The sequence below is a fragment of the Planktothrix paucivesiculata PCC 9631 genome (assembly GCF_900009265.2).
Lineage (GTDB): Bacteria > Cyanobacteriota > Cyanobacteriia > Cyanobacteriales > Microcoleaceae > Planktothrix > Planktothrix paucivesiculata.
Window position 1 is genome coordinate 75,636 of record NZ_LR735026.1, and the last position, 15,061, is coordinate 90,696.

Genomic DNA, 15,061 nt, shown 5'->3' on the forward strand with positions numbered 1-15,061 from the left:
TGACTATTGCCTATTCTAGTTTACCAAATAACGCGATCGCTAATTTTCTCTAACAATTTTGGCCCAAAACCAGATACCTGATCTAAATCTTCTAGGGAAGTAAAGGATTTTTTCTGTCTAGCTGCTATAATATTTTGAGCTAACTTTGGCCCGACGCCGGGTAAGGTTTCTAACTCCTGTTGACTAGCGGTATTAAGATTGATTTTACCAGAGGAACTTGTTTTTGCAGGAGCAGTTTGAGAGATAACCGTATTACCACAGGCTTTTAGATCTTTTTCAGCTTTTGTTAATAGCCAATTAGGAATCCCTTGGGCTGAATTTTGATAAAGTCGCTCAAATTCTCGCTGAAAATGAGACGCAACTATTGGATTTTTAACCTCAATTAGAGTTTCATCATTTTGGGTATTTGCGCCTTCCGTCCAATTATGGGAACCTGTAATGACAATTTTACCATCAATAATTCCAAATTTATGATGTAAGCGATCGCCCGGTGGTAAATTAGGAATTCCTACCGTTGAAATCGGCTGTTTCCAAGGCTTATTTCCTACTTCATACCGACACTTATTCACTAAAGCAATTCCCATCATATCCAAACCTTCACTATAGGAACGATAGGCAAAACTAGGATCAATTAATCCTCGAATTGAGACGTTATTTTGATATTTTTTTTCTAAAGTATTAACAATATCTTGGGCGGAAAACACAAACAAAGCAAAATCAAAAGATTGATTCATTTGTTTCAATTTTTGATTAATTAAACCATTCGTGCTAGTCTCCCAAGGTTGTTTTCTCGACGTAGGAGAAAATTGAATGTTTACAGGAGTATTATCAACTAAAACATTCTGCATCCCGCGAAAAATTTTGTTAATTCCAAATAGACTATCCTTTTTTTTACCGACTCCATCGCCCCACATCAAGTTAAATTCTTTAGAAAACAATTTTGCTAATTTTGAACTCTCAATCTTTAATAAATTATTGGCATTTCCTAGACTTTCAATCGTCTGAAAATCTCCGTGAACATCGCTAGTTGTGAAGTTAGCAGAAGTAACAATTACGGTTTTTTCGTCTACCACAATAAATTTATGGTGCATTAATCCCGTCCCCTTGGAACCATCTTCGGTATCATCAATAATCGGAATCCCCGCCTTTTCTAATATGATTAAAGCATCCCGTTGTAGACTTTCCTCCGAGCTAATTTTTTTATCTTGATTCAAATCAGCAAGTAAGATAAATTCTTGATATCGAGCCTTTTCTGGTTCAGGTAACTGTTGAATTTCTGCTGGCGTAAATTGACTCCAGGGACGGCGATAATTATTTTCTAAAATAACTCGAACTTCAACCCCAGCTTGGTGACGTTCAACTAATGCTTGAGCAATATTCGGTAAACGAAATTCTTGAACTGCCACATCAATTGTTGATGTAGATTGAGTAATAGTATCAATAATAATTTGTTCTAAATTATCTCCAAAGCGAGATATATGCCGATAAGGTTCGGTATAAACTGAGGCTTCCGAATGATTAAAATAAACCTGAATTAAAGGATCTTGAGGAAGGGGTTCTAAACGGGGTTTTAAGACGGATTCGGATGATGTTTTAACACAACCATCCAGACCTAAAGCTAACAATAGGGTTAAACCCAATCGTAACGATCTTTTGATTACTTGATGCACAACCATAAAAAAATCGGGGCTTTTTTGTTATATTAACTCTTGACAGGATTTCTGATAAATCTTTGCCACGCAATCGCCTTGATTTCGATGCCAACATTCAGCAAAAAGTTGCCCCGCTTCAGCTAATTTCCCTTGAGAATAAAGTTCCAATGCCTCCGTAAATAAAGGCAAAGTCCCTAACTTTCCCTCCTTAACATCGGGGGAGTCCCCATCAAACACCTCATAAACCGTCACCGCCTCGGATTTTCCCTTAACCTTAACAATATCAATGGTACGGATATAATAGTCTAAAGGATTTTTCAGACGACAATAGGTTTGTTCAGTAATCAACAGAGACACTTGATAATTTTTGGTTAAACCTTCCACCCGGGACGCTAAATTAACTGCATCAGAAATCACAGTTCCATCCATCCGATTCTGTCCCCCAACGGTTCCCAACATCAAAGACCCGGTATTAATGCCAATGCCAATTTTTAATGGTGGATAATGATTTTGGAGTCTCTTAATATTATATTTATCCAGTCGCTTCAACATAGAAATTCCCGCTTTTAAAGCATTATCTGCATCCCCACTAAATAAAGCCATAATGGCATCACCAATATATTTATCAATAAAGCCTTGGTTTTCAATAATAGCGGGTTCCATCTGACTCAAATAGGAATTAATAAACTTAAAATTTTCTTCGGGTGTCATGCTTTCACTTAAACTGGTAAAGTCCCTAATATCCGAAAATAGCACCGACATTTCTAACTGGACATTATCGCCTAATTTCACATCAACAATACTAGACTTATCTAAAAACTCAAGAAATTGACTCGGAACAAATCTTTCATAGGCTTGATTCAATTGTGCCATATTCTTATAGAGTTGGGCATTTTCAACGGAAATGGCAACTTGAGCCGAAAGCAGATTTAATAGTTCTTGTCTTTCGGTGGTAAAAGCTTCTGTGGTTAAATTATTTTCTAAATAAACGATACTAATTAATTGACCTTGATTAATTAAGGGAACACACAAAATAGATTGGGGTTGATAATTTTTGATATAAGCATCATTTTGGAATTGACCGTTTTGGGCGGCATGGTTTAGGACAACACTCTCTTGAGTCCGAGCCACATAATTGACAACTGCTTGCGAAATTTCTAAACAATTTTCAACCGGAATCGATTGTAATACCGTTACTGCTTCATGGTCAAGGGTTCCTTCGGCTTCAATGAATAGTTTTCCCTGGTTTGATAAAATCAGATAGCCTCGCTGTGCTCCCGCATTTTCAATTAAAATTTTCATTAAGCGGGATAGTAATTGCTCTAATTCAATTTCACTAGAAATAGCCTGGGATGCTTTTAATACTGTGGCAATATCCAGATTTGAACCCGAGCTAGTGGTGGTGATTTGACTAGAAGAAACATCTCGTTGAGTTACCGTTAATAAATCGGGATATTGGGTTTGTAATTGTTTAACCTTAGCCGTTGCCCCCCAAAGTTGATAGTAATAGCGAGCTTCTTGCATATAGGCTTTAGCGATAATTTCTTTATCTTTCCCTAGATAAAACTTCGCTGCTAGTTCATAAGCGATCGCAACTTCGTGAATATATTCATTTTCTTTTGCTAAAGTAATCGCTTGATCATAATAACCCATCGCCGAATAATCTTTTCCCAAAACTCGACATAATTCGGCTTCTACCAGAAGATATTTATGTAGGTTATTTTGAGGAGCATAATCTGCAAATTTTTTTAGTTTTTTTTGATTATTTTTTATTCTTAAATAACTCTGTTTAAAGCCAGATTTACTTTGATAAAGACCTAAATGAACCAAGGAATTATAAAAATTGAAGTGGGATATTTTTAAAAGAGAGAATGCTCCATCACTATAATCTTCTATAACTTTGGCATTAGAAATAGCCTGCTCTAGTTCTCCAAATAAAAAGCAAAGTACAAATTTGAAAAAATATATAAAATAAATTGCATTCCGATCATTTCTATCATAAAATATGGGGATGGCTGTTTGTTCATCAAAAGATTGTCCAATTAAATCATGAGGTGCTTCTGATTCTCCCATTAAATTGAGCATAGCTTGATGCAAAATACAGTTTAAATCAGCACTTCTATCTTGTCTTAATTGACGAACAGCTTGGCTATAAGTTGCTACTTCTAACTCCAGTTGTGGTAATGCAAAACCACTCAGAAAAGCACAACAGATGTAAGCATAAGTTGCATAGGAAGCAAATTCTAAATCACCGGTTTCCAGTCCAAGTAAATAAGCATTCTGAAGGGGAGTTAATATATTTTTTACAGGTTCTTTCCAATGTATTATAAAGTTATTTACTGTAAATTCTGTTCTACATTTTACCTCTTTAGCATTCAGTTTTGAGACCAATGCTATAGCCAGTTGACCAAATTGATAGCCAGCATTAATATCACCAAAAATACCACAAAGAATTGTTCCATAGCCACTATAGGCTGAAAAAGGGGATTCAGAAGTATTCCCCCACTTGATGGATAAATTAACTTGTTCAAACACAACTAAAGGTAACATTAAAGGGGCAAACATATAGGTTGTGCTGCTAATTTTACTTAAAATTCTCATGGCTGCCTGAGCAGAAGAATTAGTCATGATTGGCAAGTCAATTAAACTATTAATCGGTCGAAATCCCAGGGTTAATTTTGTTCGTAATAGTCCCCATAAAATATCTAAATTACCAGGATTTTTCGATAATTTAATCCCCAGTAAATTCAAGACTTCTAATCCAGTTTTTATAGCTTCCTTGAATTTTCCTTGGGCGTTATAGCTCATAATTTTTATTTCATAAACTTTGACTTGATCTAAAACTGTTTTGGCTTGCGAGAGTACCATTTCAATCCAGGTTTCCATCAAAGTAAAATCCGTATTTAGATAGGCAATCTCCGCCGATTCTTCATATAAAGAAAGTGTTAATTGATATTGGGTTTCCCAGCTATCAGTTGTTAATAGTTTTATTCCCGTTTGTAAATAATTTAAAGCTGGTTGATAGGCCGCAGACAACTTGGCTTTCTTGGCTGCTATCAAATTTAATTCTGCTAATTCTTGTTTTTCTAACGAATCAGAAATTAAGGGAATGCTAAAATTGAGTTGATTCACAATATCAAATATTTTCTCATCTCGCCCCTCTAAAGTCGTATTTTTCAGGATTAATTGACCAATTTTTTGATGAAAATAATATTTTTTACTGTCTTCGATTAGCCCATAGGCAGCTTGCTGAATTCTATCGTGATTAAATTGATATGTGACGGATTTAATCTCCCGAATTTCTAAGGATTTTGGCAAAAATTGTTTTTTAGCTAAGACTAATTCTATATCGATCATATTTACTATGGGAGTGACTAAATTTTCCGCCATAGCCCCATATAAATCACCGATGATTGTCTCGATTTCTTTTTGAGTAATCAAGGCTAAAGTTTCCAAATCAAATTGATTTCCGATACAGGCAGAAAGGGTCAATATATTCTGTGTACTTTCGGGCAAACTTTTGATTTTTTCCGTCATAAATTCTACCACATTATCAGTAAAATTTCGACTTTTAATCTGTTCTAAATTCCATTGCCATTTTAAATCTCGATAATCGAAACTTAATAACCCTTCCATATAAAGTGATTTCAAAAATTCATTCATAAAAAAAGGATTTCCACCTGTTTTCAAATGCACTAAATTAGCCAATTCTCTGACTGATTCCTGATCACAATTAATTAAATCAGCAATAAATTTAACCGTGTTTGATTCATCTAAAGCAGATAAATAAATATGATCAATAATAATTCCTTGTTGGGTTATTTTATCTAGGGTTAGCATTAATGGATGAGCAGGCGTAACTTCCTGATCTCGATAAGCACCAATGAAAAATAGCCCAGGTGAATTAACTCTCATCAGCACTTGTATTAGTGATAATGATGCACCATCTGCCCACTGTAAATCATCGATAAATAAAACTAAAGGATGTTCGGGTTGTGTAAAAACTTGAATAAAATTTTGGAAAACTAAGTTAAAGCGATTTTGAGACTGATTCGCATTTAGTCTATTTATAGGCGGTTGTTTTCCTATGATTAATTCAATCTCTGGAATGACTTCAATAATCACTTGACCATTAACACCTAATGCGGTCAAAAGTTTTTCTCGCCATTGTCTTAACTCTACTTCACTTTCTGTTAATAGTTGTTTAACTAAAGATTGAAAGGCACTGACCACAGCACTATAGGGAATATCACGCTGATATTGATCAAATTTACCTGAAATAAAATATCCTCGTTTTTCGGTAATTGGTTTATAGATTTCCTGCACTAAAGCGGTTTTTCCAACACCAGAATAGCCAGCAATTAATATCATTTGTCTTTGGTATCTCACCCTAGCAAAAACTGTTAGTAATTGCTCTATTTCCTGCTCTCTGCCATAGAGTTTTTGAGGGAGTTGGAATTTATCGGAAATATCTTGAGTGGCTAGAACAAAATTTGATATAGTCCCAGAATCCTGAAGTTGATTTAGACATTTTTCTAAATCTGATTTAATTCCAAACGCACTTTGATATCGTTTTTCCGCCGTTTTTGCCATCAGTTTCATGACCATATCCGAAACAACTTGGGGAATGTCAGAATTAATCTTGGAGGGGTCTAAAGGTTGTTTGGCAATATGACAATGAACTAATTCCAGGGCATCCGTTGTTTCAAAAGGAAGTTGATAAGTTAGCAATTCATAAAAAGTAACACCAAGAGAATAAAAATCCGTGCGATAATCTAAACTACAGTTCATTCGTCCAGTTTGTTCCGGGGACACATAGGCGAGAGTTCCTTCGAGAATATTAGGATTTTTCAGGCTTGTATTTTCTTGAGTTAATTGCGTAGAAATCCCAAAATCAATAATTTTTACTTGTCCGGTCGTGGGGTTAAAAATAATATTAGAGGGATTAATGTCTTTATGAATAATATTTTTAGCGTGAATATGTCCTAGGGTTTCCGCGACGCAAAGGGCAATCTTTAAAAATTCCTTTAGGGTCAAGGCGTGTTTTTCTATCCAAAGTTTTAAAGATTTTCCTCCAAAATCCTCCAGGAACATAACCAGGGTATTTTGATATTTTTGCAAATTATAGGCTTTAATCACCCCGGGTAAATTCAGGGATTGGGTAATTTCATATTCCGTACGATAACGGGCGAGTTCCGTGGGAGTCGGATAATTTTCTTTGAGAACTTTTAAAATTAGTGGTTGATTATCTTCCTGTCGAATCGCTTTATAAACGAGAGAGTTGGCACTTTCATAGAGTTGGGAAATAATCGTCACGTCAGGAAGATTGAGCATATCTATAATGTCGACTAGATAATAAGTATTTATACTACAATAATTTGAAAAACTTTACAGAAACTCTAACTGGCATATTAGCCATAAATTAATTTTTAACCGAGATTTTAGATAACAATCAAAAAAATCAATAACGATTGTCCATTGCCCATTTTTCTAAAACCCATTACCTATTGCCCATTGCCTAGCTTCATGATTCAGGTAATCTATTAATAGGACGAGATTAACTTAATTTCTGCCAAGTCACCGACGGAAAAAGATGTAATAGTCTCTCAGCGCCGTAAGCACTTGCTCAGAGCTTGTAGGCGCGGGTAATCACCCTCACTGCTGTGCTATGCCAAAACGAAAGAGGACATTTCCCTGTGGCCATAAAGGATATGGGAAAATCTGTCATCGTTGTAATCAACAAGAGGTGACACAGGATTCCCACAGTCAGGCTATAGAGGACAAACGAACCAAAAAACTAGAATGGGAAGCCTCCTTTACTCAGGATATCATTGATCTCAGAGGCTTACCCGATTATGTTGTGATTAAGGCCAGGACTATTTTAGCGGGCTTAAATGACCAAAAAAATTACCGAGACTTTGGAGGGAAGCGGCTGCGCCATAATCGTTTTATTATCAGTATTCCCGTAACCCGAAATTATCGAATGCTTTGTCAAGATAGCGGTAATTTGCTCGTTCCCCAAAAAGTCCTTTCCCATGAAGATTATAACGTTTGTAAACCAGGAGATTAATTAACTTAAACACCTTGAATTTTAACGATTTTTAATTGTGCTTGCGGAAAATAAAACTCAATTTTTGATTGATAAAAATCTATGCAAATTTACCTTGATCATAGCGCCACCACTCCGCCCTCAGATGAAGTTATCGCCCTCATGCAAATGGTGATGACTGAAAATTGGGGAAATCCTTCGAGTATTCATGAGTGGGGTAACAGAGCCGCCATGGTTTTAGAGCGCTCCAGAATACAGGTAGCTCACCTGATTAACGCCCCACCGGAATCGATTATTTTTACCTCCGGGGGCACCGAAGCCGATAATCTGGCCATTATGGGCGTCGCCCGTCAATATTCCCAACCGCAACATTTAATTATCTCGGCGGTGGAACATTCGGCTATTTCTGAACCGGCGAAACTCCTAGAACAGTCTGGATGGGAAATTACCCGCTTACCCGTGGATAGTTACGGACGGATTCACCCCTTGGACTTACAGGCGGCCATTCAACGGAATACGGTTTTAGTATCGATTATTTATGGCCAAAGCGAAGTGGGAACCCTGCAACCGATTCAAACCCTAGGCAAAATCGCCCATGCTCACGGGGCTTTATTTCATACCGATGCGGTACAGGTGGCGGGACGTTTACCCCTGGATATGCAGCAGTTACCCGTTGATTTATTATCCCTGTCCAGTCATAAATTATATGGCCCCCAAGGAGCCGGGGCGTTATATGTGCGGGATGGGGTACAGTTAACTCCTGTGTTAGCTGGAGGAGGACAGGAATTTCAACTGCGTTCTGGGACACAAGCTGTTCCTACCCTGGCCGGATTTGGGTTAGCTTGCCAATTGGCGGCCCAGGATATGGTAACAGAAACCTCCCGGTTAATTAGGTTACGCGATCGCCTATTTGACTTATTGGCCGATGTGCCGTATTTATTACCCACAGGCGATCGTTTAAATCGTTTACCCCATCATGTTAGTTTCTGTGTCACCCCAAAACCCATTAATCCCGCAACTTTAACGGGAAAAACCCTAGTCCGTCAACTGAATTTAGCCGGAATTGGCATTAGTGCAGGTTCGGCTTGTAGTAGTGGTAAACTCAGTCCCAGTCCGATTTTATTGGCGATGGGATATGACGATATTACCGCCCTAGGGGGGATTCGTTTTACCCTGGGACGGAATACCACCGAAGCCGATATCGATTGGACAGCAATGGTGGTGAAACAAGTCCTCAAGCGTTTGATTCCCTGTGTGGCATTAGCACGATGTTAGGGGAATTCTAAATATATCCCTAATCCCGTAGAGACGTTGCCTGCAACGTCTCTACAGGTGGGAACCGGAGTTTCAAAGTCCCGCTTTTTAGGAGGGATTTAGGGGGATCATCAACCTATTTTTCAACAACAGTTAATCATTAATAAATTTAAAATTTATGCCCGAATTACCTAACAGTTTAGCAGCAGCAATTGAACAAGCTAAACAAGCAACTCAAGCCGCTTTAAATGATGGTTATAAATTAATTCAAATTGAATTAGTTTTTCCTGAAATTGAACTTGAAGCTCAATCTATTGCCCTAGAATTTATTCCGGTTATTCAAAAACCCGATAGTCAATTAGTCGTCTTATTTCCCGATACCGGCGCCGCCGCTTTAGCCCGTCGAGACTGGGGACAAACCTCATTTCGGGTAACGGATTTAGGAACTTCTCGTTCTCCAGTGGAAACTCGTTTACAACCAGAAGATCAGCAATTTTTGGTTGTATCTCCCTCGGCGATAGAAGTGGCGCAGGTAGAAAAATTGTCCCAATTTGCCGGAGACCGTCCAGTAATTCTACTAAATCCGAAACTAGAAGATATTGCTATTATAGGAATAGGATATGCTGCTCGTCAGTTGCGAGAACGTTTTATCAAGACCATTGAGTCTTGCTATTACCTGAAGTCCCTAGAAGGTGCGACACTCAGACGTTGTTATCCTTCAATGTGGGAAGTTTGGTTAGAAGTGGATGGACAATATAAGTTAATCACCGAGCTACCAACAAAACCTGTCGGGGATGAACTCGATCTAATTCTGGCACAGGCGATCCCTGGAGGTGACTCGTCGGTGTCCCCAACTGTCCAACGGCCCAAAAAAGGTGTTTTATCTGGACTTCAGAGTTTTATTCGCGCCTTAAGTCGATAATTTCTGTTTTGAAGAACACTTTATATGTGTGCAATTAAATAAAAAATGCTGACTCGACGCATTGTTATTGGTGACGTACATGGGCATTACGACGGGCTAATCACCCTATTAGATCGTATTGCTCCGGGTGCAAATGATCAAGTCTATTTTTTAGGCGATTTAATTGATCGTGGGCCCAAAAGTGCCCAAGTGGTTGAATTTGTCAAAAATAGTCCCTATCAATGTTTACGGGGCAACCATGAACAACTGATGTTAAATGCGTTGCCGGATGAGGGGAAAAATCCCCAAGCGTGGCAAGCTTGGTTATATAGTGGCGGTTTAACTACTATTACCAGCTATCAAGATGTAGGAATTCTGCCTCGGGATCATGTGCATTGGATGGCTTCTTTACCCTTATATCTCGATTTGGGTGATGTTTGGCTAGTTCATGCGGGTGTAAATCCCAAAATGTCCATTAAAGAACAAAATGAGGAGGAATTTTGTTGGATACGGCGAGAATTTCATAATATTCCTAAACCCTATTTTTCGGACAAGTTAATTATTATTGGTCATACTATTACTTTTACTTTTGATGGCATTGAACCGGGACAGTTAGTTCAAGGTCAGGGATGGTTAGGCATTGATACGGGAGTTTATCATGCTAAAAGTGGTTGGTTGACAGGATTAGATATTACGAATAAAAAAGTTTATCAAGTCAATGTTATGCACCATAATCAAATGCGGATTTTACCTTTAAATCGGGTAGTTACCCATTTAAAACCGCCTTCTTTATTAGCCCGATTAAGTTATGTTAGGCCTTAAATCAGTTATCAGTTATCAGTCATCAGTTATCAGTTTATTACTGATTAACCATTCGTAATTCGTAATTCATAATTCGTAATTCCCCATTACCTCTGATATTGAACTGGGCGATCGCTTTCCTCAGAAACACAATAAGCCTGAATTAGTGTATATAAATCGATATCATTTTCTAACAAACAAGCATGACCACTATCGGGTAAAACCACCATTTGAGCATTAGGTAAAGCCTGGGTTAAAAATCGAGCTTCTAACACCGAAGGTAATAATCGATCCGCACCACTGGCAATGACTAAAGCCGGAATATTAACCCGATTCAGATCAGATTCACTGGGTTGAAATAAGCGTAATAATTCTAATCGCCAAGCTGAAGTGCTTTGAGGAACAGACTTCATCGCTATTAATAATGCTTGACGTTCTGAGGCTTCAATTCGTCCTAAAGCCGCTAAAAAGGGCAATAAACCAACAACAGAACTAGGATAAAACCAATCAGGAAGCCATTGGGTTAAATAGGAACCCCATTGTAACCAAGGTTGTTGTTTAATTGATGATGCGGGATTAACTAAAATTAAACGAGTAAACCAATGGGGCGCAAAAATTGCCACTAATAAAGCCAAACATCCCCCAAAAGATTCTCCACATAAATAAATCTCCCGTTTGGGATTGGTTTTACGTTCTATTTCAATTAAATCTATGGTTTTTTTAACTAGAGTTTTCCAGTCAGATTGATCGGTTTGGGGGATGGCTAAACAACGAATTTCAAACGCATCCATTAATCGAGGAATTTGAACCGTGAATAGTTGACCTGTTCCATCCATTCCTGGAAAAAAGAGGAATAGGGGTAAATCGGGTCTGGGAGAAGTGGGTTTGAGAAAATTCAAGGTATTTTAGGTAAGTCTGGTTAATATTCCCCGTTGTTGCGCTTTAGCGCCATCTTAGAAGTGCTCAAGTGAAACAACAAACCTTAGTATATTGTCTTTCGTTGTTGCTGCTAAGGCTGTTAAGATTGCGCCCAAGCGCAACAACGGTTGCTTGTAAGATTGCGCTCAAGCGCAACAACGGTTTTTAGATGTTTTTTAACAGAATTTCGGGACAAGTCCGCTTCATTAAGCCCGTGAGGACGTTTCCAGGGCCAATTTCTACAACTTGTGTCACCCCTAATATTGATAATTGTAAACAAATTTCTCGCCATCGCACAGAACCGGTCATTTGTTGGGTGAGACGTTGTTTTAAGAGCGTCCCATCGGTGGTCGGTGTGGGATCAACATTTGATAATACGGGAATTTGAGCAGTGTTAAAAGAAATTCCGTCTAAAATCTGTTGAAATTCTGTGGCGGCTTCTTGCATTAAGGGGGAATGAAAAGCGCCAGAAACGTTTAATTTAACCGCCCGTTTGACTTTAATATTTGCTAATACTTGATCAACGGCTTCCGGGGTTCCAGAAATTACCACCTGGGCGGCACTATTATCATTCGCCAGAACAATATTTGGGGTTTGTTGAATTTGTTGATCCAGTTGTTCTCGATCAAACCCAATTAACGCGGCCATTTGTCCCCCCGCCGCAGTATTCATTAATTCAGCCCGACATTGAACTAATTTTAAACCCGTTCCAAAATCAAAGACTCCCGCCGCATATAAAGCCACATATTCCCCCAAACTATGACCCGCAACATAATCAGGAGATTGTCCTTGTTGTTTTAACTTATCAACTAATAGGGTTTCAAGGACATATAAACTAGGTTGAGTATATAAAGTTTGAGATATTTTATCTTCAGGATCTTGACAAATTTCAGGAACACACCAACCCAGAATTTTTTCAGCTAATTTTAATCGTTCTTGATGTTCAGACTGTTCAAATAAATCCGCTCCCATCCCAATTTTTTGTGAACCCTGACCCGGAAAAATCCATGCTGTTGTTGTCATTTGTATTAGTTAATTGTTAATTGTAAATTGTCAATTGTTAATTGAGGACGCTCCCCCTGCCTCCCCTGCGGTCACTGAGCCTGTCGAAGTGCCCCCTGCCTCCCCTGCCTCCCCTGCCTCCCCTGCTCCGAACACCCTTATCTCCCCCATTCAAACAAAGCCGCCCCCCAAGTGAGTCCCGCGCCAAAACCAGACGTCATAATCCGATCGCCGGGTTTAATTTTTCCCTCTCGCACCGCTTCATCTAGGGCTAAGGGAATAGAAGCCGCAGAAGTATTACCATATTTGGCTAAATTACTAATCACTTTTTCCGAAGGAATATTTAATCGTTCTGCCACCGCATTTAAAATACGTTGATTGGCTTGATGCAGAATTAACCAATCAATTTGATCGACGGTTAAATTTGCCCTAAATAATGCTTTTTCAATGACTTCTGGAACCTTTTTAACCGCAAATTTATAGATTTCTTGACCATTCATAGAAATCGGGTTATAGGTTCCTTGACCAATCGTAATTCCGGGTAATATTTCCTGGGGTTGGGGTTGATAGGATAAATTTAAAGACTGATTTTGTCTGCCATCACTTCTAATTTCAAATCCTAATAAGCGATCGCGTTCATCCGCCTGCAATACCACTGCCCCGGCGCCATCCCCAAATAAAATACAGGTTCTACGATCTGACCAATCCACCCAACGGGAGAGGACATCCGCCCCAATTAAAAGAACAGTTTGATAGACTCCAGTACGAATAAATTGGGAGGCGGTGACTAACCCAAATACAAACCCCGAACAGGCGGCGGTCATATCAAAAGCCACCGCTTTAGTTGCACCTAGTTGAGATTGAATTAAACTGGCACTCCCAAACAGATCATCAGCCGTTGATGTAGCTAGGATAATCAAATCAATATCCGCCGGGTCAATGGCTGCCATGGCGATCGCATTTTGGGCCGCCACTGTTGCTAATTGACTTAACGACGTATCGGGATCAGCTAAACGTCGCTGAGTAATTCCGGTGCGAGAAGTAATCCATTCATCGGAGGTTTCGACTCGTTGAGAGAGTCCATGATTATCAAGTAAAACCGAGGGTGTAGCCGATCCGCAACCCGTAATTGAAATGCCTGTTGTCATCATTGTTTCTGTTCCGGTGTTCCCTATTCCCTATTCCCCGAAATAGCGATTAACCACTAATCACCTTTTCATCGGGTTGAGAGTGTTTTTGATATTGGGATTGAATCCGTTCTAGGACTTGGTTATCGATCGCTTCTTTGGCCAAACGAACTGCATTGGCAATCGTTGCCGCTTTAGAAGATCCATGACTAATAATGCAAACCCCAGCTACCCCGAGGAGTAAGGCGCCGCCGTGTTCAACATGATCCACCCGTTGTTTAAACCGCATTAAACTAGGTTTGAGCAACGCAGTTCCCAATTTAGCCTGTAATCCATCGGTTAACTCCTCCTTGAGCATTTGCAAAACGGCTTCTCCCACTCCTTCGGCAAATTTCAAAAGCACATTCCCCACGAAACCATCGCAGACAATCACATCAAATTTTCCCGTTAGGACATCCCGCCCTTCGGCGTTTCCAGCAAAGGCAATTTCAGGATGATTTTCTAGGAGTTGATAGGTACGAATCGCCAGATCATTGCCCTTACAGGATTCTTCACCAATATTGAGTAACCCCACTTGCGGTTCAGAAGTTCCCAGGACATAACGACTGTAAATCGATCCCATCACCGCAAACTGTTCTAAAAACTTAGGGCGACAATCGACATTCGCCCCCACATCTAAGACCAGAACCGGGGAGTCAGGCTTCATGGTGGGCAAAACTGCCCCAATAGCTGGCCGATCAATCCCGGGCAGGCGTCCTAAGCGCAACAGGGCTGAGGCCATAGCTGCACCGGAATGACCCGCCGAGACGACGGCATCGGCTTTTTTTTGTTTGACCAGATTCATAGCCACGTTAATTGAAGCTTTGGGTTTGCGTTTTAAGGCGCCCAAGGCTTCTTCGTGCATTTCGATTGTGCCTTCAGCCGGAATAATTTGAGACAGAGGGAGCTTGCTATGGTGGTGTTTGAGAGCGGCTTCAATTTGATCGGGGTCGCCGACCAAAAAGACTTCCACATCCCATTTTTCCTGGGCCATTAGCGCTCCAGCAACGATTTCGGCAGGAGCATGATCTCCGCCCATAGCGTCAATTGCAATTCGTGCGCGAGTTGAACTCATTGACCAACTTTTGAGAAACCTTCAGGATTTTACCAAAAAAACGGCTCTAAAGCCCTGTCTTTTCCTCGCGGATGCGGGGGATGGCTTTTTAATTGCACTGATAGAGTCAATTTTGATCGGGTGCTGGTACGATCAATCTGGGTTTATTAAAAATATTTTGGCTACCTGCCCAGGGCTGTTTCATGTTTGAAAATTATAGCCTACTTTTGGGCCATAATTCTCAAACATGATAGCTATTTTCCG

At 39.5% G+C, this 15,061-nt stretch carries 10 protein-coding genes; 4 read left to right on the forward strand and 6 right to left on the reverse strand.

Annotation, left to right across the window (positions count from 1 at the left end; genetic code table 11):
• Positions 1-20: 20 nt before the first annotated feature.
• Together PL9631_RS20990 and PL9631_RS20995 are read right to left on the reverse strand one after the other, a co-directional pair.
• The gene (locus tag PL9631_RS20990) at positions 21-1,676 is read right to left on the reverse strand and encodes a DUF655 domain-containing protein (RefSeq protein WP_083623375.1); all 1,656 of its coding nucleotides are present in this window, start codon (positions 1,674-1,676) and stop codon (positions 21-23) included.
• Positions 1,677-1,697: 21 nt separating this feature from the next.
• Positions 1,698-6,986 (reverse strand): AAA family ATPase, encoded by a 5,289-nt coding sequence (locus tag PL9631_RS20995; protein ID WP_083623376.1) that lies wholly within the window; start codon positions 6,984-6,986, stop codon positions 1,698-1,700.
• Positions 6,987-7,320: 334 nt separating this feature from the next.
• Between PL9631_RS20995 and PL9631_RS21000 the strand changes: the two genes are divergently transcribed.
• The 4 genes from PL9631_RS21000 to PL9631_RS21015 all read left to right on the forward strand — a co-directional run bounded on the left by PL9631_RS21000 (position 7,321) and on the right by PL9631_RS21015 (position 10,678).
• Positions 7,321-7,722: a DUF7682 family zinc-binding protein gene (locus PL9631_RS21000; protein ID WP_026797214.1), complete on the forward strand. Its 402-nt coding sequence runs from the start codon at positions 7,321-7,323 to the stop codon at positions 7,720-7,722.
• Positions 7,723-7,803: 81 nt separating this feature from the next.
• Complete coding sequence (locus tag PL9631_RS21005) at positions 7,804-8,976, forward strand: cysteine desulfurase family protein (RefSeq protein WP_083623378.1); 1,173 nt, start codon at positions 7,804-7,806, stop codon at positions 8,974-8,976.
• Between the two features lie 157 nt (positions 8,977-9,133).
• Positions 9,134-9,877, forward strand: a complete 744-nt coding sequence (locus PL9631_RS21010) for a DUF1995 family protein (protein WP_083623379.1) — start codon at positions 9,134-9,136, stop codon at positions 9,875-9,877.
• Positions 9,878-9,922: 45 nt separating this feature from the next.
• Positions 9,923-10,678, forward strand: a complete 756-nt coding sequence (locus PL9631_RS21015; protein ID WP_083623381.1) for a metallophosphoesterase family protein — start codon at positions 9,923-9,925, stop codon at positions 10,676-10,678.
• A gap of 86 nt (positions 10,679-10,764) precedes the next feature.
• On the opposite strand, the gene PL9631_RS21020 is transcribed toward PL9631_RS21015, so the two are convergent.
• The 4 genes from PL9631_RS21020 to plsX all read right to left on the reverse strand — a co-directional run bounded on the left by PL9631_RS21020 (position 10,765) and on the right by plsX (position 14,818).
• Entirely contained in the window at positions 10,765-11,556 is a 792-nt protein-coding gene (locus PL9631_RS21020) for an alpha/beta fold hydrolase (protein ID WP_083623382.1), read from the reverse strand.
• Positions 11,557-11,740: 184 nt separating this feature from the next.
• Positions 11,741-12,598 (reverse strand): ACP S-malonyltransferase, encoded by an 858-nt coding sequence (gene fabD, locus PL9631_RS21025; protein ID WP_083623384.1) that lies wholly within the window; start codon positions 12,596-12,598, stop codon positions 11,741-11,743.
• Between the two features lie 137 nt (positions 12,599-12,735).
• Positions 12,736-13,728 carry a beta-ketoacyl-ACP synthase III gene (locus PL9631_RS21030; protein WP_083623385.1) on the reverse strand — a complete coding sequence of 331 codons (993 nt, stop codon included), beginning with the start codon at positions 13,726-13,728 and terminating at the stop codon, positions 12,736-12,738.
• Between the two features lie 46 nt (positions 13,729-13,774).
• Entirely contained in the window at positions 13,775-14,818 is a 1,044-nt protein-coding gene (gene plsX / locus PL9631_RS21035; RefSeq protein WP_083623387.1) for a phosphate acyltransferase PlsX, read from the reverse strand.
• Positions 14,819-15,061: the final 243 nt, after the last annotated feature.